Genomic DNA, 18966 nt, shown 5'->3' with positions numbered 1-18966 from the left:
GAGGTGCCCATGAGTGCAGAGGCCGCCAACCCTGGTGCCCACAGCCGCAGGCGCGGCCGTCCCAGGATCGACCTTCGCCGGATCGGCCGCGCCGCGCTGCTGGGCCCCACCGGCCGTGACCGTCTCCCCGACGCGATCGGACATGTCGTCGACGCGCACCGCGCGCACCATCCGGACGCCGATCTCGCCCAGTTGCACAAGGCGTATGTGCTGGCGGAGTCGTCCCACCGCGGGCAGTTCCGCAAGAGTGGTGAGCCGTACATCACCCATCCCCTCGCCGTCACGCTCATCCTCGCCGAACTGGGCGCCGAGACCACGACGTTGACGGCGTCGCTGCTGCACGACACCGTCGAGGACACCGAGGTGACGCTCGACCAGGTGAAGGCCGAGTTCGGCGCCGAGGTTGCCTACCTTGTCGACGGTGTCACCAAACTCGAGAAGGTCGACTACGGTGCCGCCGCCGAACCGGAGACGTTCCGCAAGATGCTCGTCGCCACCGGCAACGACGTCCGCGTGATGTCGATCAAACTCGCCGACCGGCTGCACAACATGCGCACCCTCGGCGTCATGCGCCCCGAGAAGCAGGCGCGCATCGCCAAGGTGACCCGTGACGTCCTCATCCCCCTCGCCGAGCGGCTCGGTGTGCAGGCGCTGAAGACCGAACTGGAGGATCTGGTCTTCGCGATCCTGCACCCCGAGGAGTACGAGCGCACGCGCGCCCTCATCGCCGAGAACGCCACGGCGTGCAACGCACTCGCCGCCAACGCGGAGGAATTCCGGACCGTGCTGCGCGACGCCGGTATCACCGCCGAAGTCCTCATCAGACCTAGACACTTCGTGTCCGTGCACCGTGTCTGCCTCAAGCGTTCCGAGCTGCGCAGCACCGACTTCGGGCGTCTGCTCGTCCTCGTCGCCGAGGACGCCGACTGCTACGGGGTGCTCGGCGAGCTGCACACCTGCTTCACCCCGGTGATCTCCGAGTTCAAGGACTTCATCGCCGCCCCCAAGTTCAACCTGTACCAGTCGCTGCACACGGCCGTCGCGGGCCCGGACGGCGCCGTCGCCGAAGTCCTCATCCGCACCCACCAGATGCACCGGGTGGCCGAGGCCGGGGTGGTCGCGCTCGGAAATCCGTACGTGCCGACCGAGGGCGCGGAGCCGCCCGACGGCGAGCGTGCGGATCCGACGAGACCCGGCTGGCTGTCCCGTCTCCTCGAATGGCAGCAGTCCACACCCGACCCGGACACCTTCTGGACCTCCCTGCGCGCGGACCTGGCGCAGGACAAGGAGATCACCGTCTTCCGGGCCGACGGCCGGGCGCTCGGCCTGCCGGCCGGTGCCACCTGCGTCGACGCGGCCTACGCCCAGTACGGCGAGGCGGCGCACGCCTGCATCGGCGCCCGCGTCAACGGCCGACTGGCGACCCTGAGCACCCAGCTCAACGACGGCGACACCGTGCACGTCCTGCTCGCCCAGGACGCCTCCTCCGGCCCCTCACCGGACTGGCTCGACCACGCCCGTACCCCCGCCGCACGGATCGCCATCAGCGGCTGGCTCGAAGCCCACCCCGAGGGCGTGAGCGCCCAGGCCGCCGCTCCCCGGCACCCCGCCCCACGTGCGGCCGACCGGCCGGCCTCGGTGAACGCTGTCGTCGACCTTCCGGGTGCGACGGTACGGCTCGCCGGCTGCTGTACACCGGTCCCGCCCGACACCGTCACCGGCTTCGCCGTTCGCGGGGGCGCGGTGACCGTCCACCGTGCGGAATGTCCCGCGGTGGCCCGGATGGAAAGCGCCGGCCGCGCGCCGGTGACCGTGCGCTGGGGCGACGGTGCCGAGTGCCGGGTCACCCTGGTCGCCGAATCGTTCGGCCGGCCCCGGCTGCTCGCCGACCTCACCGAGGTCATCGCCGGCGAGGGCGCGGCCATCGTCTCGGCCACGGTCGAACCGCCGAGCCAGCAGCGCGTACGGCACACGTATACCCTGCAACTCCCAGACGCCGCCGGTCTTCCCGCCTTGATGCGCGCCATGCGCGACGTTCCGGGCGTGTACGACGTCAGCAGGACCCAGCATCCGGCCTCGACCACCTGACCTCGTTCGGGTGGGGACGCGACCCGCCGTCGCGTGCCGTCCCGGCCGCCCAGCGGCGCGCTGGTAGCGGTAGGGCATGCCGCACACTCCCCGACGCCGCCTGCGTGCCCTGCTGATGGCCGCAGCATCGGCCACCCTCGTCGCCGCGACACTGCCCGAACCCACCGCCCTCGGGATCGGCGACCGGCTGTTCCCCCAGCTGGGCAACCCCGGTTACGACGTCATCGCTTACGACATCGCCCTCACCTACACAGGCAGCAACACCGAACCCCTGGACGCCGTCACCAGGATCGACGCGTTGACGCACGAGCGTCTCGACCGGGTCAACCTCGACTTCAGCCATGGCACGGTCCGCTCCGTCGAGGTCAACGGCAGACCCGCCGAGTTCGCGTCCGCCGGTGAGGACCTCGTCGTCGAGCCCACGACGACCGTCGCCGCCGGATCGAACCTGCGGATCACCGTCACGCACACCAGCGACCCGCGCGGGCCCAAGACCGCCGGCGGCTGGGTGCGCACCGGCGACGGACTGGTGATGGCCAACCAGGCCGACGCGGCCCATCGCGTCTTCCCCTGCAACGACCACCCCGCGGACAAGGCGTACTTCACCTTCCGTGTCACCACCCCCGACAACCTGACAGCTGTCGCCAACGGTCAGCGGGTGGCCCGTTCCCGGAACGGCACCAGCACCTCCTGGGTCTATCGGACCGGCCATCCCATGGCCTCCGAACTCGCCCAGGTCGCCATCGGCCGTTCCGCCGTCGTCGAGCGGCAGGGCCCGCACGGCGTGCCCATCCGCGACGTCGTCCCCGTCGCAGACAAGGCCCGACTCGAACCCTGGCTGAAGAAGACCCCCGGCCACCTGCGGTGGATGGAGGACAAGGTCGGCGCCTACCCCTTTGAGACGTACGGCCTGCTGGTCGCCGACGCCTCCACCGGTTTCGAGCTGGAGACCCAGACGCTGTCGCTCTTCGAGCGGTCCCTGTTCACCGACGCCGCCTACCCCGAGTGGTACGTCGACTCGGTCATGGTCCATGAACTGGCTCACCACTGGTTCGGCAACAGTGTGTCGCCCCGTACCTGGTCCGACCTGTGGCTCAACGAGGGGCACGCCACCTGGTACCAGGCGCTGTACGCCGAGGAGAAGGCGAAGCAGCCGCTGGTCGAGCGGATGCGGCAGGCCTACCGGCTGTCCGACGGCTGGCGCGCGGCCGGCGGACCACCCGCGGCACCACGGGCGCCGGCGCCGGGGCAGAAGCTCGGTCTCTTCCGGCCGGTGGTCTACGACGGCAGTGCCCTCGTCCTGTACGCCCTGCGGAAGACGATCGGCGAGGCCGCGTTCACCCGGCTGGAGCGGGAGTGGGTCACCCGATACCGCGACGCCACGGCGAGCACGAAGGAGTTCACCCAGCTCGCATCCCGCGTCGCGGGGCGTGACCTCAGCGGATTCTTCGACGACTGGCTTTACGGGAAGAAGACACCGGCCATGCCGGGCCACCCGGACTGGCGCAGCGTGGCCCCGAAGCCGGCGCCGACCGCCGAAAAACCGGCGTGACTGCCCCGGCAGGCCCGTGGGACCATTCAAGAGACCGGCGACGCTGCCGGGCCCGGGAACCCCTAGGGGAATCTTCCGGGGCCGTCACACGTTGTGACTGGTGAAACCAGGGCACACTGCCCTTGTGGGCACGCCGCCCGCATCCGCTCTTTCCATCGACGTAAGGATCCAATGACCTCCTCTTCTTCCCCTTCCCAGGACGAGCAGAGCTTCGCGGAGACGCGCACCGAGAGCCTTCGGGCCGATGCCCTGATGGAAGAGGACGTCGCCTGGAGCTACGAGATCGACACCGAGCGGGACGGTGATCAGTTCGACCGCTCCGAGCGGGCCGCTCTGCGGCGCGTGGCGGGCCTCTCCACCGAGCTCGAAGACGTCACCGAGGTCGAGTACCGGCAGCTGCGCCTGGAGCGCGTCGTGCTGGTCGGTGTGTGGACCTCGGGGACGGTGCAGGACGCCGAGAACTCCCTCGCGGAACTCGCCGCGCTCGCCGAGACCGCGGGCGCACTGGTGCTCGACGGCGTCATCCAGCGGCGCGACAAGCCCGACCCGGCCACTTACATCGGATCGGGCAAGGCGAGCGAGCTGCGCGACATCGTGCTCGAAACCGGAGCCGACACCGTCGTCTGCGACGGTGAGCTCAGCCCCGGCCAACTCATCCACCTCGAGGACGTCGTCAAGGTCAAGGTGGTGGACCGCACCGCCTTGATCCTCGACATCTTCGCCCAGCACGCCAAGTCCCGAGAGGGCAAGGCGCAGGTCGCCCTGGCGCAGATGCAGTACATGCTGCCCAGGCTGCGCGGCTGGGGTCAGTCGCTGTCCCGGCAGATGGGTGGCGGCGGCGGTGGCGGCATGGCCACCCGAGGCCCCGGTGAGACCAAGATCGAGACGGATCGGCGACGGATCCGCGAGAAGATGGCGAAGATGCGCCGAGAGATCGCGGAGATGAAGACCGGCCGCGAGATCAAGCGCCAGGAGCGCCGCCGCAACAAGGTGCCGTCGGTCGCGATCGCCGGTTACACCAACGCCGGCAAATCGTCCCTGCTCAATCGCCTCACCGGCGCCGGCGTGCTGGTGGAGAACGCACTGTTCGCCACCCTGGACCCGACCGTCCGACGAGCGGAGACCCCGGGCGGCCGTCTCTACACCCTCGCCGACACCGTCGGATTCGTCCGGCACCTGCCGCACCACCTGGTCGAGGCGTTCCGCTCCACGATGGAGGAGGTCGGCGACTCCGACCTGATCCTGCACGTGGTGGACGGTTCGCACCCGGCTCCGGAGGAGCAGTTGGCTGCCGTGCGCGAGGTGATCCGCGACGTGGGCGCGCTGGACGTGCCCGAGATCGTCGTGATCAACAAGGCGGACGCGGCCGATCCGCTGATGCTGCAGAGACTGCTCCGCATCGAGCGGCACGCCATCGCCGTCTCAGCCCGCACCGGTGCGGGCATCGGAGACCTGCTGGAGCTCATCGACGCCGAACTGCCCCGGCCGGAGGTCGAGATCGAGGCCCTCGTCCCGTACACCCGGGGCGGGCTCGTCTCCCGCGCGCACGCCGAGGGCGAGGTCATCTCCGAGGAGCACACCACGGAGGGCACCCTGCTCAAGGCGCGGGTCCATGAGGAGCTGGCCTCCGCACTGGCTCCCTACACACCGGCGACCCGCTGACGCGGCACAGCGGTAGAGCGGTCCCGAAGCGGGCCGGCGCCAGCGGTCCCCGGAACGAAACGGAAGGCCCGCCTCCCTCAAGGAGGCGGGCCTTCCGCGTTGTCCAGCCGGTACTCGAAGGACCTACCGGCCCGCGAACTTGTCGCTCATCATCGAGAAGATCTGCTGCGCCCCGCGGTCCAGCCGCGGGCCGGCCAGCCAGCCCGAAGTGACCGGGCCTATCGACGTGTTGGAGACGAGCACCGTCTTGCCGCCGGGCTGCCGGACGAACCAGCCGCCGCCCGAGGAGCCGCCCGTCATGGTGCAGCCGATGCGCCACATCGTCGGCGTGCCGGGGGCGATGGAGAGCCGGCCGGGCCGGTCCAGGCACTTGTGCATGATCGCGCCGTTGTACGGCGGCGCCGCCGGGTAGCCCCACGCGCCCATCGTGTCGATGCTCTTCGCCTCAGGAGCCTCGAAGTCGACGTCGAGGGCGGCGCCCACCGTCTCCTCCAGGGACTTGGAGCCCCGCTCCGGCTTCACATGCATCACGGCGTAGTCGTAGGGGGCACCGGTGCCGCCGGTGGGACCGCCCTGGTCGATCCACTCGCCCGAGGTGGCGACCCAGTCAGCCCAGTAGACGCCGTACGGGGCGATCTCCTGGGGCTGTGCCTTCTCCAGCGCGGCGGGGGACTTGCCCTTGTCGTTGTAGGCCGGGACGAAGGCGATGTTGCGGTACCAGCCGCCGGCCTTGCCCGCGTGGACGCAATGACCGGCGGTCCAGACAAGGTTCGACCGGCCCGGGTTCTTCGGGTCCTTGACGACCGTCGCCGAACAGACCATCGAGCCCTCGGGGGCGTCGAAGAACACCTTGCCGACCGGCGCGGCGTTCTTGTGGTAAGGCTTCTTCTCCGCCTCGGCCCGCACCGGGCGCGGCTCCGGGTCGGTGACATCCTGGTCACCGGAGATGTCGCCGGCGGCGAGCGTCTTGGCCGGTGCCTTGGCCGTCGTCATCCGCTGGGGCTCCCACAGACCCTCGATCACCGGGTTGACGAAGTCCTTGGCCTCACGCAGCCACTTGTCCTTCTCCCAGTTCTTCCACTCGCCGTTCTTCCACTGGTCGAGGTCGACACCGTGCTCCTTGAGCTTGTCGGCCAGGTCGGCGGGAAGTGCGGCGTCTGCGCCGCCGTCGCCTGCGCCTGCCGCGGAGGCGGCGGGCTTGTCGGCAGCCTGGTCCTCGCCGGGTCCGCAGGCGGTCGCCGTCAGCGCGAGAGCCGAGACGAGGCCGGCGGCAGCCAGCAGCGGACGTATGGATCGCATGGTAACGATTCCCCCTGAAATGCGTGCGAAATGTGCCATGAACGCGGGTGCACCTGCGCCTGATGCGACACGTCGAGGCAGGTGCACTGCGTACTTGCCATGGGCGTGTCATGCGAAAAGGCGGCGGCCTTCCGGAGCCGCCGCGGGTGCGGCACCACTCTAAGCCGGTGCGCAGGAGTGCAGTTGAGGCCGGTGGGCAACTCCACGGAGTCTCCACGTGATCAGTAAGGGGCGCCCGGCCTCACACGGCCGAACGCCCCTGCTCTCACTCACGCCTTCGGTCCCTCACACGGCGGCTCCGTCGCGCGAGGCTCTGTCAAGGGGCGGCTCCGCCGGAGGCGGCTCTGTCCCGCGACGGCTTCGTCACGCGACGCGGGCATCCCCGGTCACTGCCCCGCGAACTTCTTGCTGACCGCCGTGTAGACGCCCTCGGCCTCCTTGCCGAGGCGCGGACCCGCCAGCCAGCCGGCCGTCACCGGGCCGATGGAGGTGTTGGACACCAGGGCAGGCTTGCCGTCCTGCCCCTCGGCCACCCAGCCGCCACCGGAGGAACCGCCGGTCATCGTGCATCCGATGCGGTACATCGTCGGCTCCTCGGCCTTCAGGGAGAGCCGGCCCGGCTTGTCGGCGCACTGGAACAGCTTCTGGCCGTCGTACGGCGGAGCCGCCGGGTAGCCGGTCGCCGTCATGCTCGCGATGTCCGGTACCGCCGGGGCGTTGAAATCGACCGGCAGCGCGGCGCCGACCGTCTCCTCCAGCGACTTGCCCGTGCTGCCCTTCTCCGGGGTGACGTGGATGACCGCGAAGTCGTACGGCGCACCCTGGCCACCGGTCGCGGCGCCCTGGGCGATCCACTGCTCGGACGTCTGGGCCCAGTCGCCCCACCACACGCCGTACGGAGCGATCTCCTCCTTCGGGGCCTTCTCCAGCTCCGAGGTGGGCTTGGCGCTGTCGTTGTAGGCCGGGACGAAGGCGATGTTGCGGTACCAGCCGCCGCTCTTGCCGGCGTGGACGCAGTGGCCGGCCGTCCACACCATGTTCGACTTGCCCGGGTTGGCCGGGTCCTTCACCACGGTGGCGGAGCAGACCATCGAGCCCTGCGGGCCGTCGAAGAAGACCTTGCCCGCCTCGGCGGCGCTCGCGTGGTACGGGGCCTTCACCGGCACGGCGTCGACGGGCTTCGGCGTCGGGTCGGTGACACCCTCGTCACCCGAGATGTCCGGGTCGACGGGCTTCGCCGGCGGCTTGTCGGCATCGCGCATCCGGTCGGGGTCCCACAGGTCCTCGATGATCGGGTTGACGTAGTCCTTGGCCTCACGGAGCCACTTGTCCCTGTCCCAGTTCTTCCACTCGCCGTTCCTCCACTTGTCCAGGTCGATCCCGTGCTCCTTGAGCCGGTCCTTGAGATCGTCCGGAATCGTGATCTTGTCGTCGGCGGTCTGACTGGCCGGGGTACTCGGCTTGTCGCCCGCGGTGTCCTCGTTCGGACCGCAGGCGGTGGCAGCCAGCGCCAGTACGGCGGCAAGGGACGCCGCTGCAAGCGTCGGGCGAATGGGTCGCATCTCGTGATCCCCCTGGGACTTCGGTGCTGCTGTTTCTGTCTGAACTTCAGGCAACTGTCGGCAATGTCGGTACTTTTGGCGACGGACCGGGCCCGCCGCCGCCCCGGTGTATCCCGCCGCCGGGTGCGGCCCCCACTATGCCGGTGCCGTTGGGGACGGCGTGCACCAGGTCCGCGGTTCCGCCCGCGCAAGGATCTTCCTCCCGGCCGTGATCCCCGGCCCGCCGCGTCGTTGGTACGGGCGGGGGACACGGAGGGCGGCCTCGACGCCGAGCGGTCGCGGGCCCGGAGCCGTACCCATGGGAGACGCAACCGTGACAGCGGGAGGACCAACAGCCGTGGCCGTGACCGAACCTGCCCCGACCACCCCGGCCGCCCACGAGGGCATCCTGCGCCGGCAGTCGCTGCGCGAATCGGCCGCCCGCACCTATGCGCGTTCACTGCCCATCGTTCCCGTACGCGCCCGGGGGCTGACGATCGAGGGCGCCGACGGCCACCGCTACCTCGACTGCCTCTCCGGAGCCGGCACCCTCGCGCTCGGGCACAACCACCCCGTCGTCCTCGAAGCCATCAGGAAGGTCCTCGACTCCGGTGCGCCGCTGCACATCCTGGACCTGGCCACACCCGTCAAGGACGCTTTCACCACGGAGCTGTTCGCCACCCTCCCACCGCAGTTCGCCGCCGACGCCCGGATCCAGTTCTGTGGGCCGGCGGGCACCGACGCCGTCGAGGCGGCACTGAAACTGGTCCGCACCGCGACGGGCCGCAGCGGGATCCTCGCCTTCACCGGTGCGTACCACGGCATGACGGCCGGCGCTCTCGACGCATCGGGCGGCGCCACCGGCGTGCGCGTGACACGGCTGCCCTACCCGCACGACTACCGCTGCCCCTTCGGTATCGGCGGCGAACGCGGGGCCGAACTCACCGCACGCTGGACCGAGAACCTCCTCGACGACCCCAAGGGCGGAACGCCCGCACCCGCCGGAATGATCCTCGAACCCGTACAGGGCGAGGGCGGAGTGATCCCGGCACCCGACGAGTGGCTGCGCCGGATGCGCCGGATCACCTCCGCCCGCTCCATCCCGCTGATCGCCGACGAGGTGCAGACGGGTGTCGGACGCACCGGCACCTTCTGGGCCGTCGAGCACAGCGGCATCGTGCCCGACGTCATGGTGCTGTCCAAGGCCATCGGCGGCTCGCTCCCGCTGGCGGTCATCCTCTACCGGTCCGAGCTCGACACCTGGCAACCGGGGGCGCACGCCGGGACGTTCCGCGGCAACCAGCTCGCGATGGCCGCCGGGGCGGCCACACTCGCGTACGTACGCGAGAACCGCCTCGCCGACCGGGCCGCCACCCTCGGCGCCCGCATGCTGTCCCGTCTGCAGGGCCTGGCCGCCGCCCACCCGTGCATCGGAGATGTGCGGGGCCGGGGCCTGATGATCGGCGTGGAACTGGTGGACCCCGACTCCACCGCCCCCGACGCGATCGTCCCACCGCCCGCTCCCGAACTCGCCGCGACCGTGCAGCGCGAGTGCCTGAACCGCGGCCTCATCGTCGAACTCGGCGGACGACACTCCGCAGTCGTCCGTCTCCTTCCTCCACTCACCCTCACCGACGAACAGGCCGTGGCCGTCCTCGACCGCTTCGCGGACGCATTGGCCGCCGCCGAACGCTCCACTCGACGCCGCACCGACAGCGGGCAGTCGTACTGACCCCGGACACCGTCACAAGGAAGCCTCCGTGAACCCCACCCCCGCACCCGAAGTGCCCGAGGCCCACGGCCGCCCCACCGCCGCACACCTCCCCCACGTCGCCGTGGGCGGACCGCTCACGGCCGAGGCGGCGACGGTGCCGCGCCAGCAGGGCGGGGGCCTCGACGACGAAACCCCCGGCCCGGCCCGGCGGTTGCCGACGGCTCCCGAAGCGGCGGATCACCTCGACCATCCGGATCCCCGACATGCGGCGGATCACCTCGACCACCAGGATCCCCGCCGTGCGGCCGATGCCGCCGCGATCGAGAACCTGCTCCGCTGCTGGGTGCGCGAGAACAACCTTGCCGCGCCCGACGGCACTACCCTGCGCATCCCGCTCCACGCCAGCGGAACCGCGCTGCTGGTCCCCGTCCGTTACTGGTCGGCCACCGGTTGGCACCGATTCGGGCTGCCGTCCCTGGAGAGCAGCCCCCGCGATGCCACCACCGCCGACGCGGTGACCGTCGCCGCGCTCCTCGGCAGGGAAGCCGGCGGCGCCGAAGCGGCCGATCTCGTCGGCCGTGTCGCCGATTCCGTACAGCGCACCGCGCAGTTCATCGCTCACCGGCGCAGGCTCCCCGCCGCCCCCGAGGCTGCGGACCTCTTCCTCTCCGCCGAACAGTCCCTCCTGCTCGGCCACCCGCTGCACCCCACGCCCAAGAGCCGCGAGGGACTGTCCGACGCCGAGTCCCGTCTCTACTCACCCGAGTTGTACGGCGCCTTCCCCCTGCACTGGCTGGCAGTCGACCGCTCCGTCCTCGCCGGTGACTCGGCCTGGACCGAGCAGGGCCGCACGCTCGCCGCCGAGCAGCTCACCTCCCGCCTCGCCGGTGACCTCCAGGTCCCCGGCGACTGCGCCGCGCTGCCCCTGCATCCCTGGCAGGCACGAGACCTGTGCCACCGGCCCGCCGTGGCCGCGCTCCTGGACGCCGGTCTCCTCCACGCCCTCGGCCCGCACGGAGCCGATTGGCACCCCACCTCCTCCGTCCGCACCGTGCACCGCCCCGGGGCACCCACCATGCTCAAACTGTCCCTGGGACTGCGCATCACCAACTCCCGCCGGGAGAACCTCCGCAAGGAGCTCCACCGCGGTGTGGAGGTGCACCGTCTCCTCCGCGCCGGACTCGCCGAGCAGTGGCGGGCCGCCCACCCCGGGTTCGACATCGTGCGCGACCCCGCATGGCTCGCCGTGGACACCCCGGACGGAGAACCCGTCCCGGGGCTCGACGTCATGCTGCGCCACAACCCCTTTCGCCACGGCGACGACGCCGTCTGCGTCGCGGCCCTGACGTCCCCCCGGCCGTGGCCCGGCCGCACCGGCACGCACTCGCGACTCTCCGACACGGTCGAGCGCCTCGCCGCCCGCACCGGCCGGCCCGTCACCGCGGTGGCGGTGGAGTGGCTCCTGCGCTACCTCGACCAGGTCGTACGCCCGGTGCTCTGGCTCGACGCCACCGCGGGCATCGCGCTCGAAGCGCACCAGCAGAACACGCTGGTACTCCTCGACCCCGAAGGCTGGCCCGTAGGAGGCCGCTACCGGGACAACCAGGGCTACTACTTCCGCCAGTCCCACCGCGACGCGCTCGAGCACCGCCTCCCGGGCATCGGCGGCGCGAGCGACACGTTCGTCGCCGACGACGTCACGGACGAGCGCTTCGCGTACTACCTCGGCATCAACAATGTGCTCGGCCTGATCGGCGCCTTCGGAGCGCAGCGCCTCGCCGACGAAGGGGTCCTACTCGCCGCCTTCCGGCGCTTCCTGGCCACCCATGCCTCTCTCGGCTCGCCGCTGCCGACTCTGCTCCTCGAAGCCCCGACGCTGCGGTCCAAGGCCAACCTGCTCACCCGCCTGCACGGCCTCGACGAACTCGTCGGCCCTGTCGACACCCAGTCCGTCTACGTCACCATCGCCAACCCTCTCGTGTCCTGAGAAGCGTGCGGATCACCGAACGCCGACACCGTGACGCCGTCCGAACGACGAGAGGAGACCGTCGCCGTGCCACACCCCGAAGCCACGACCGACATCCGTGCGGAAGAGGCCTCCCCGCCCGGCTCAGGCCCGGAGGCCACCCTCCATCTGCGCCTGCCCGACGAGTTCCGCGCGCTCTTCCACCAGGACGCCCACAGCAGCACCTCGCGCGCGAAGCAGCTCCCGGCCTCCGCCCAGGACCCCTTGGGCGCCCCGGCAGACCTGTTGGACACCCCGGCGGACTGGGGCCCCGTGAGCACCCCCGCCGGTGAGTTCCGCCTCGTTCCCGTACGTCCGGACCGGGACGTTGCACTGATCACCCGCTGGATGAACGACCCGGCCGTTGCCGCCTTCTGGGGACTGGCCGGACCCGAGTCCGTCACGGCCGCGCACCTGCGCGGCCAGTGCGACGGAGACGGCAGCAGCATCCCCTGCCTCGGCGTACTCGACGGCACACCCATGAGCTACTTCGAGATCTACCGTGCCGACCTCGATCCCCTGGCCCGTCACTATCCGGCCCGCCCGCACGACACCGGCATCCATCTCCTCCTCGGCGGCGTGGCCGACCGCGGACGGGGACTGGGGTCCGTACTCCTCAGAACCGTTTCCGACCTCGTACTCGACCGCCGCCCCCGCTGCGCACGCGTCGTCGCTGAACCCGACCTGCGCAACACCCCCTCCGTGTCCGCCTTCCTCACCGCCGGCTTCCGCTTGTTCGGGGAAGCCGACCTACCCGACAAGCGAGCCGCGCTCATGGTCCGCGAGCGCGATCTGCGGCACCTGCTGTGACCGGCTCGCTGCGTTCCTGCACCGCTCGAACCGCATCGGTTCCACTCGAGGAGTCCCCGTGCCGAAGCCCCCTGCCAGCCACGACTCCACCGCCTCGACCGAGAACACCGCCTGGATCGAACCCACCGCTTCGACGGACTCGTCCGCTTCGGCAGAGTCCACCGCCTCGACCCGCGCCACGCCTTCGACGGAACGCATCGGCGCCGCACAAGCCGCAGGCGCCGCACAAGCCGCACGCGCCGAATCCGCCGGACCGGCGCCGGGGCCGTCGCTGTCCGGCCCGTGTGTGCCGCCCGGCCTCGACCGGGACAGCTGGGAGCGGGCCGCCGCCCGACTGCTGGCCAAGATGCTCGGCGAGTTCGCCTACGAGGAGATCATCGAGCCGAAGATCGTCGAACAGCAGGCGGACTCGGCCGGTGTCCCCCACAGCGCCCACCCCGGCGAGCTCACATGCCCCGCACCGAGCCGGCGCTACGTCCTCACCGTCGACGACCGCGGAGACCTGACCTTCCTGGCACGGCGCGGTGCCTACGGAAGCTGGCGCGTGGAGGTCGGCTCCGTCGAGTGGGGCGGGCAGCCCTTCTCGGACCCGCTCGCCTTCCTCGCCCGGGCGAAGGACACCCTCGCCCTCGACGGGGCCACCCTCGGCCACCTGCTGCGCGAGCTCTCCCTCACCCTCACCGCCGACACCGCGCTCGCCCACAACGCGGTCACGGCCGCCGAGCTGGCCGACCTCGGCTACGCCGAACTCGAGGGACACCAGACCGGACATCCGTGGCTCGTCCTCAACAAGGGCCGCATCGGATTCTCGGCACGCGACGCCGCCCGCTGGTCACCCGAGGCACGCCGCCCCGCTTCCCTGCCGTGGATCGCCGTCGGCACCGCACTCGCCCGGTACCGGGGCGTCGCGCACCTCGCCACACCGGACGACCTCTATCACCGCGAACTCGACGACTCCGTGCGCGCCGCATTCCACGCCGCACTGCGCGCCAGAGGGCTTGATCCGGCGGCGTACCTCTTCCTGCCCGTACACCCCTGGCAGTGGGACGAGGTGCTATTGCCGCTGTACGCACCGGCGATCGCCCGGCAGGAGATCGTCCCGCTGACCGAGGACGGCGATCTCCGGCTGCCCCAGCAGTCCATCCGCACGTTCGTGAACGTCGACCGCCCCGATCGGCACACGGTCAAACTGCCGCTGTCCATCCTCAACACACTGGTGTGGCGCGGACTGCCCACGGAACGGACCCTCGCCGCTCCGGCCGTCACCGCGTGGGTGCAGGGACTGCGGGACGCCGACCCGTTCCTCCGTGACGACTGCCGGGTGGTCCTTCTCGGAGAGGTCGCCTCGGTCACCGTCGAGCATCCCCTCTACGACCGCCTCGACGATGTGCCCTACCAGTACAAGGAACTGCTCGGCGCCATCTGGCGCGAGCCGCTCGGGCCGCGCCTGGACCCGGGCGAGCGGGCCCGCACCCTCGCGTCACTGCTCCACACCGATCCGCGGGGCCGCGCCTTCGCCGCCGAGCTGGTCGAGCGGTCGGGACTCGGGCCGGAGGTCTGGCTCCAGAGGCTGTTCGCCGCTCTCCTGCCTCCGCTGCTGCACTTCCTCTACCGCTACGGGACGGTCTTCTCCCCGCACGGGGAGAACGCGATCGTCGTCTACGACGAGCACGACGTTCCGGTGCGGTTGGCGATCAAGGACTTCGTCGACGACGTCAACATCAGTGCCCGGCCGCTGCCCGAGCACGCCTCGATGCCGGACGAGGTGCGGCGGATCCTGCTGACCGAGGGGCCCGGTTTCCTCACCCAGTTCATCCACTCAGGTCTCTTCGTGGGTGTCTTCCGCTATCTCGCCCCGCTCTTCGAGGATCAGCTCGGAGTCGCCGAGGCGGCGTTCTTCTCGCTCGTAAAGGCGGAGATCCTCCGGTATCAGGCCCGCTTCCCCGAGCTCAAGGAGCGTTACGAGCTGTTCGATCTGCTCACGGAACGTATCGAGCGGTTGTGCCTGAACCGCAACAGGCTTCATCTCGACGGTTACCGCGACCGGCCCGACCGCCCCCACGCCGCCGTGCACGGCACCGTGCCCAACCCGCTCGGCATGGCCTGATGCGCGCGATGGGTGATCGTGGTGTCAGTGGTGCCCCGTAGGCTGGTCGAGCTATGACGAAGCCATCCCTCCCCGAGCTCCTCCACGCCGCCGTCACCGCCGTCGGCGGGGTGGAACGGCCAGGCCAGGTCACCATGGCCAAGGCCGTCGCCGAGGCCGTCGACGACAATTCCCACCTTCTGGTGCAGGCCGGCACCGGCACCGGAAAGTCCCTGGGATATCTGGTCCCGGCGCTTGCCCATGGGGAGAGGGTGGTTGTCGCCACCGCCACCCTCGCGCTGCAGCGCCAGCTGGTGGAGCGTGATCTTCCGCGCACCGTCGACGCGCTGCACCCCCTGCTGCGCCGGCGGCCCGAGTTCGCCATGCTCAAGGGCCGTTCCAACTACCTCTGCCTGCACCGTCTGCACGAGGGTGCGCCGCAGGACGAGGAGGAGGGTCTCTTCGACCAGTTCGAGGCCGCCGCGCCGACGAGCAAGCTCGGCCAGGACCTGCTGCGCATGCGGGACTGGGCGGACGAGACCGAGACGGGTGACCGCGACGATCTCACGCCTGGTGTCTCCGACCGGGCCTGGAGCCAGGTCTCCGTCTCCTCCCGCGAATGCCTCGGGGCGTCCAAGTGCGCATACGGCGCCGAGTGCTTCGCCGAGATGGCCAGGGAGCGGGCGAAGCTCGCCGACGTGGTGGTCACCAATCACGCGCTGCTCGCGATCGACGCCATCGAAGGAGCGCCGGTCCTGCCGCAGCACGAGGTGCTGATCGTCGACGAGGCGCACGAACTGGTCTCGCGCGTGACCGGTGTCGCCACCGGCGAGCTCACCCCGGGCCAGGTCAACCGTGCTGTGCGCCGCGCGGCGAAACTGGTCAACGAGAAGGCGGCGGACGCGCTCCAGACCGCCTCGGAGACGTTCGAGCGCGTGATGGAACTGGCGCTGCCGGGCCGCCTCGAGGACATCCCGGAGGACCTGGGCTACGCGCTCATGGCGCTGCGTGACGCCGCACGGACGGTGATCAGCGCGATCGGCTCCACCCGGGACAAGTCGGTCCAGGACGAGGACGCCGTGCGCAAGCAGGCGCTCGCCTCCGTGGAGAACATCCACGCCGTCGCCGAGCGCATCACCCAGGGCTCCGAGTACGACGTCGTCTGGTACGAGCGGCACGACCGCTTCGGCGCTTCGCTGCGTGTGGCGCCCCTGTCCGTCTCGGGGCTGCTGCGCGAGAAGCTGTTCTCGGAGCGCTCGGTGGTGCTCACCTCCGCGACCCTCAAGCTGGGCGGCGACTTCAACGGCGTGGGGGCATCTCTGGGGCTCGCCCCGGAGGGCACCGGCGGGGAGGAGGTGCCGCAGTGGAAGGGCCTCGACGTCGGTTCGCCCTTCGACTACCCCAAGCAGGGCATCCTCTACGTCGCACGGCACCTCGCGACGCCGGGCCGTGAAGGTTCGCGCGGCGACATGATGGACGAGCTGGCCGAGCTGGTGGAGGCCGCCGGCGGACGCACCCTCGGGTTGTTCTCCTCCATGCGGGCCGCCCAGGCCGCCGCCGAGGAATTGAGGGGGCGGCTCGACACGCCGATCCTGCTGCAGGGCGAGGAGACGCTCGGCGAGTTGATCAAAAATTTCGCCGCCGATCCGGAGACCTGCCTCTTCGGCACGCTCTCCCTCTGGCAGGGCGTCGATGTACCGGGCCCCGGGTGCCAGCTGGTGGTCATGGACCGCATCCCGTTCCCGCGGCCCGACGACCCGCTGATGAGCGCGCGGCAGAAGGCGGTGGAGGAAGCCGGCGGCAACGGCTTCATGGCCGTCGCCGCGACGCATGCGGCCCTCCTCATGGCGCAGGGCGCCGGCCGTCTGGTGCGTGCCACGGGCGATCGTGGCGTTGTCGCCGTGCTGGACCCCAGGCTGGCCAACGCGCGGTACAGCAGCTATCTGCGGGCTTCTCTGCCCGATTTCTGGTACACGACGGACCGCAATCAGGTGCGCCGGTCGCTGGCGGCCATCGACGCGGCGGCCAAGGCGGACGGCAGGTAGCCCGGCGACCGCGTGCGTCCCGCCCTGCCCCGCCCGGCGACCGCGTGCGTCCCGTCCCGCCTGCCCCGCCCTGCGACCGCGTGCGTTCCGCCGGGGCCACGCGTTTCCGCCGCGGGAGCCACGAATCCGTCCGGCTGGAAGAAGACACGGCAGGACCCCGGGACCGGCGCAGTGGGTCCCGGGGCCCGGTCAGAGCCGGCGGGTCCGTCAGACCCGCCGCAGCACCGCCACCACCTTGCCGAGGATGGTCGCCTCGTCGCCGGGGATGGGCTGGTACGCAGCGTTGTGCGGGAGCAGCCAGACGTGGCCGTTCTCCCGCTTGAAGCGCTTGACGGTGGCCTCGCCGTCGAGCATGGCGGCGACGATGTCCCCGTTCTCTGCGACGGGCTGACGGCGCACCGTCACCCAGTCGCCGTCGCAGATCGCGGCCTCGATCATCGAGTCGCCCACGACCTTGAGGACGAACAGCTCGCCGTCACCGACCAGCTGCCGGGGGAGGGGGAAGACGTCCTCGACGGACTCCTCGGCGAGGATCGGGCCACCGGCCGCGATCCGGCCCACCAGCGGCACATACGAGGCGGCGGGCTTGCCGGTGGTGTCCGTCGGCTGGGTGCTGGGCTGGTCGGAGCCGCGGACCTCGTACGCGCGGGGGCGGTGCGGGTCCCGCCGCAGGAAGCCCTTGCGCTCCAGGGCCATGAGCTGGTGTGCGACGGAGGAGGTGCTGGAAAGCCCGACCGCCTGGCCGATCTCGCGCATGGACGGCGGGTAACCCCGGCGCTGCACGGAGTCGCGGATCACCTCGATGACGCGCCGCTGCCGGTCCGTGAGGCCGGAGCTGTCAGCCCGGATCCCTGGAGGCCGGCCGGGCAGCGAGCGGGTGGGCTTGGGCCCCTCCGGGGTCGTGGCTGCGTCATTCATGGCATGCACCGGCTCGAATCGGTTCTGGGAGCGGTCCTGGGCAGTGATGGCGGCACTGTCAGCGGTGGTGGTCACGTCGGCCCCTCTCGAATGGTCTCCCTAGCTGGACAACGGTAGTTGCTTTCGAAAGGTTGCGCCAAACACACGTTCGAGTGAAAAATCGCGGATTGTCTGACGTGGCCGCTCAGCTGGGTGTATGTGCCAAGGCTGGTAATGCGGGTGGGCGAGTTCTTACGGTAGCCTCCGCCGCCGGAGGAGTGGGGCCGGGCCCGTGCCAGTCTGGCACTGCCTTCCGTCCGACCCTCGTCAGCCGCGCCCGCTCGTGCGGCTGCGCTTCCGGTCGTTCCTGCGCGCCCGGGTTCCGCGTGTGCGCTCCGTGCCCGGCCGTGCGCGAGGTGTGCCTTCCGCGCTTGGTGTGCGCTCTGTGGATGGCCGTCATGCGGCTCGTATTCGGCCGGTCGCCCAGCGGGTGCGCGCGACACGCGCTGCGGACCGAAAAAGCGGTCGGACCCCAGATCTAGTGGTTGGATTGTGACCGCCACCCAGAAGTTGTGGTCCCTGGTCCGCCGAGGCCCGGGGGATCGCCTATGCTTGGGGCTGCTTCGGGGGGCTCAACGGGCCTGTTGAGGCTATTCGGTCGTGCTGTTGAAGGAGGGGTTGGGAGCCATGCACTGTCCCTTCTGCAGGCACCCTGACAGCCGCGTCGTCGACAGTCGGACCACCGACGACGGAACGTCGATCCGACGTCGCCGGCAGTGCCCCGACTGCTCCCGCCGCTTCACGACGGTGGAGACCGCGTCGCTGATGGTGATCAAGCGCAGCGGTGTGACGGAACCTTTCAGCCGCACCAAGGTCATCTCCGGTGTCCGCAAGGCGTGCCAGGGCCGACCGGTCACGGAGGACGCCCTCGCTCAGCTCGGCCAGCGGGTCGAGGAAGCGGTGCGCGCCACCGGAAGCGCCGAGCTGACCACCCACGATGTCGGTCTGGCCATACTCGGCCCCCTGCAGGAACTCGACCTCGTCGCGTACCTGCGTTTCGCGTCCGTCTACCGGGCGTTCGACTCACTCGAGGACTTCGAGGCCGCCATCGCGGAGCTCCGCGGCGAGCGGCCACCCGTTGAGGAGCGGAGCGACGGGGCCGTCGAGGTCCCCGTTCCCGCCGCCGCCGCCGACTGAGCGGCACCGGCCGAGCGGGCGGAGCCTGTGTGTCACGGGTTCTCCGGCCGACTCGGGGCGGCACATGACC

General features: G+C 70.8%; 12 protein-coding genes. 9 read left to right on the top strand and 3 right to left on the bottom strand.

Annotated elements, in window-relative coordinates; all coding sequences use genetic code 11:
- The first annotated feature begins 9 nt into the window (after window positions 1–9).
- The 3 genes from ACH5AF_RS29400 (at window position 10) to hflX (ending at window position 5302) form a co-directional block, all read left to right on the top strand.
- Window positions 10–2088 (top strand): RelA/SpoT family protein, encoded by a 2079-nt coding sequence (locus tag ACH5AF_RS29400; RefSeq protein WP_398905736.1) that lies wholly within the window; start codon window positions 10–12, stop codon window positions 2086–2088.
- Between the two features lie 76 nt (window positions 2089–2164).
- On the top strand, window positions 2165–3640 hold the full coding sequence (locus ACH5AF_RS29395; RefSeq protein ID WP_398905734.1) for a M1 family metallopeptidase: 1476 nt from the start codon (window positions 2165–2167) through the stop codon (window positions 3638–3640).
- A 171-nt stretch (window positions 3641–3811) separates the two neighbouring features.
- Window positions 3812–5302, top strand: coding sequence for a GTPase HflX (gene hflX / locus ACH5AF_RS29390; protein ID WP_398905732.1), 1491 nt, complete (start codon window positions 3812–3814; stop codon window positions 5300–5302).
- A 123-nt stretch (window positions 5303–5425) separates the two neighbouring features.
- On the opposite strand, the gene ACH5AF_RS29385 is transcribed toward hflX, so the two are convergent.
- Both ACH5AF_RS29385 and ACH5AF_RS29380 read right to left on the bottom strand, forming a co-directional pair.
- Window positions 5426–6601, bottom strand: coding sequence for a trypsin-like serine peptidase (locus ACH5AF_RS29385; protein WP_398905731.1), 1176 nt, complete (start codon window positions 6599–6601; stop codon window positions 5426–5428).
- A 386-nt stretch (window positions 6602–6987) separates the two neighbouring features.
- Window positions 6988–8163 (bottom strand): trypsin-like serine peptidase, encoded by a 1176-nt coding sequence (locus ACH5AF_RS29380; RefSeq protein WP_398905729.1) that lies wholly within the window; start codon window positions 8161–8163, stop codon window positions 6988–6990.
- A gap of 337 nt (window positions 8164–8500) precedes the next feature.
- Between ACH5AF_RS29380 and ACH5AF_RS29375 the strand changes: the two genes are divergently transcribed.
- The 5 genes from ACH5AF_RS29375 (at window position 8501) to ACH5AF_RS29355 (ending at window position 16802) form a co-directional block, all read left to right on the top strand.
- On the top strand, window positions 8501–9874 hold the full coding sequence (locus ACH5AF_RS29375; protein WP_398905728.1) for a diaminobutyrate--2-oxoglutarate transaminase family protein: 1374 nt from the start codon (window positions 8501–8503) through the stop codon (window positions 9872–9874).
- Between the two features lie 28 nt (window positions 9875–9902).
- Window positions 9903–11843, top strand: a complete 1941-nt coding sequence (locus ACH5AF_RS29370) for an IucA/IucC family protein (RefSeq protein ID WP_398905726.1) — start codon at window positions 9903–9905, stop codon at window positions 11841–11843.
- Window positions 11844–11909: 66 nt separating this feature from the next.
- A complete protein-coding gene (locus ACH5AF_RS29365) occupies window positions 11910–12671 on the top strand; it encodes a GNAT family N-acetyltransferase (RefSeq protein ID WP_398905724.1) in 762 nt (253 codons plus the stop codon).
- A 346-nt stretch (window positions 12672–13017) separates the two neighbouring features.
- Window positions 13018–14778 carry an IucA/IucC family protein gene (locus ACH5AF_RS29360; protein ID WP_398905814.1) on the top strand — a complete coding sequence of 587 codons (1761 nt, stop codon included), beginning with the start codon at window positions 13018–13020 and terminating at the stop codon, window positions 14776–14778.
- 53 nt (window positions 14779–14831) lie between these two features.
- Window positions 14832–16802: an ATP-dependent DNA helicase gene (locus tag ACH5AF_RS29355; protein WP_398905723.1), complete on the top strand. Its 1971-nt coding sequence runs from the start codon at window positions 14832–14834 to the stop codon at window positions 16800–16802.
- A gap of 207 nt (window positions 16803–17009) precedes the next feature.
- Here the strand turns inward: ACH5AF_RS29355 and lexA are convergent, their stop codons facing one another.
- On the bottom strand, window positions 17010–17795 hold the full coding sequence (gene lexA, locus ACH5AF_RS29350; RefSeq protein ID WP_215176000.1) for a transcriptional repressor LexA: 786 nt from the start codon (window positions 17793–17795) through the stop codon (window positions 17010–17012).
- A 591-nt stretch (window positions 17796–18386) separates the two neighbouring features.
- On the opposite strand from lexA, the gene nrdR reads away from it, so the two are divergent.
- Window positions 18387–18896 (top strand): transcriptional regulator NrdR, encoded by a 510-nt coding sequence (gene nrdR, locus ACH5AF_RS29345; protein ID WP_398905720.1) that lies wholly within the window; start codon window positions 18387–18389, stop codon window positions 18894–18896.
- Window positions 18897–18966 lie beyond the last annotated feature (70 nt).

Origin of the sequence: Streptomyces sp. NPDC018833 (assembly GCF_044390825.1) — a bacterium.
Lineage (GTDB): Bacteria > Actinomycetota > Actinomycetes > Streptomycetales > Streptomycetaceae > Streptomyces.
This window is presented reverse-complemented; position numbering and strand designations above follow the sequence as displayed.

Bases quoted from the DNA above. Each gene is read 5' to 3' on its own strand.
- ACH5AF_RS29400 (WP_398905736.1), top strand. From the start codon at position 10: ATGAGTGCAGAGGCCGCCAACCCTGGTGCCCACAGCCGCAGGCGCGGC.
- ACH5AF_RS29395 (WP_398905734.1), top strand. From the start codon at position 2,165: ATGCCGCACACTCCCCGACGCCGCCTGCGTGCCCTGCTGATGGCCGCA.
- hflX (WP_398905732.1), top strand. From the start codon at position 3,812: ATGACCTCCTCTTCTTCCCCTTCCCAGGACGAGCAGAGCTTCGCGGAG.
- ACH5AF_RS29385 (WP_398905731.1), bottom strand. From the start codon at position 6,601: ATGCGATCCATACGTCCGCTGCTGGCTGCCGCCGGCCTCGTCTCGGCT.
- ACH5AF_RS29380 (WP_398905729.1), bottom strand. From the start codon at position 8,163: ATGCGACCCATTCGCCCGACGCTTGCAGCGGCGTCCCTTGCCGCCGTA.
- ACH5AF_RS29360 (WP_398905814.1), top strand. From the start codon at position 13,018: ATGCTCGGCGAGTTCGCCTACGAGGAGATCATCGAGCCGAAGATCGTC.
- ACH5AF_RS29355 (WP_398905723.1), top strand. From the start codon at position 14,832: ATGACGAAGCCATCCCTCCCCGAGCTCCTCCACGCCGCCGTCACCGCC.
- nrdR (WP_398905720.1), top strand. From the start codon at position 18,387: ATGCACTGTCCCTTCTGCAGGCACCCTGACAGCCGCGTCGTCGACAGT.